Genomic DNA, 1,406 nt, shown 5'->3' with positions numbered 1-1,406 from the left:
GCGTCGTTCAAGTCAAACTGGTAACCCGCATAACCCACAAACTTAGGTGTGAAGTTGTATTCTGCTTGCAGCGCCATTTCTTCACGAGCCGTTTCTGTCTTCGCGCCTTTCACGTCTTTGCCTTCAACCATTTCGTAGTTGATGCTCAGATTTAGGCTATTAGGTAGTGCATAAGCGATCAACGCTTCGTACGCGTCGCTTTCAGCTAGACGAGTTTTACCGTCGAAGTTCATGTTTTCGTTCGAGCCGTAAACCGCTGCTAGGTACAAGCCTTGACCGTAAGAACCGTATGCCGCAGAGACTAGGTGAGATTCAGCTGAATGCTTACCGATGTACGCTGAATCTTGGAAGTCGCCACCGTTGTACGTGTAACCCACTTTTGCGCCCATGATCGCGTAAGAAATGGCAACTTGTACGCGGTCATCGTATTTGTGCGTAGCCGTCGCTTCGTTCGTACCTTGCCAACCTAGACCAACGTTAATTTTGCCTGCTTCGCCAAGTTCGATTGCGTTGCGGTAAGAGATCATTTTCTCTGCGCGGCCAGTGCCTAGGTTGCCGTGGTCGTCATAGATAAAGTCGTTCGCAAATGCAATCGGCATATCTGCTACGCCAGCTACGTCGTAGTAAGGTGCCCATTGCGTACCACCCACTGCACGACCGTATGTATCGTGAGTCAGACCTAAGTAACCAAGACGAGTTTTGAATGAGTTTTCGCCGCCATCTAGGTAGTTAAGTGCCCATTCACCACGAGCGTCAGCAGTAAAGTCATTGCCTAGATCCTGAGTTGCTGTGAAGTTGATACGTGGAGAGTTTGTGCCTACGTCAGTATCACCTTGCTCTGAACCGTTCAGGTTAACAGACACATGGCCACCAATAGAGAACGTAGTGCCATCGTTATTGTAAAGTTCCACTGCTACTGCTTGAGTACCGAATGTTGCAGCTGCGATTGCTGCCGCTAGGAATTTTTTGTTCATTTATTAAGTCCATGTATTTATTAGTCGGTTAGTCGATTTGCACCTTGAGCATTTGGATTTATGTACGAATAAACGCCAAATGCTTCGGGTGTATACAACGGCTTTTTGGGGCATCTTTTCCGCCAAAACTGAATTACCTTTGCGCAACAACTGCCGCCACTTTATTTGAAGACTCTTCGGCAACCGAGTGAAAAATTATAAGAAACCGAATGAAAGCAAACGTTTAGATTGCTAACTTATCATTCATTCAATCGATAACCTTACAAATTGAAATGTTTTGTAACGCGCAAGATCACGAAATCTCATAACCCTCTGAAACTTAAATGATCGAGCCAGATGATTAAGAAACATTTGCTTACATTTGTGAATTTAAAACACCTTCAGGAACTTTTTGGAAAAATTGTGGTCAGTAATCAAGCACGAAAAAGCTAA

At 45.0% G+C, this 1,406-nt stretch carries 1 protein-coding gene; it reads right to left on the bottom strand.

What is annotated here, in order from left to right; genetic code table 11:
* The coding region (locus R7127_RS26165; protein ID WP_318148678.1) for a porin at positions 1–974 on the bottom strand (974 nt) is incomplete at its 3' end.
* Between the last annotated feature and the right edge of the window lie 432 nt (positions 975–1,406).

The organism is Vibrio sp. 1159 (assembly GCF_033340395.1).
GTDB lineage: Bacteria > Pseudomonadota > Gammaproteobacteria > Enterobacterales > Vibrionaceae > Vibrio > Vibrio alginolyticus.
Note: the sequence above shows the minus strand (reverse complement) of the source record. Positions and strands in the feature narration are given on the sequence as shown.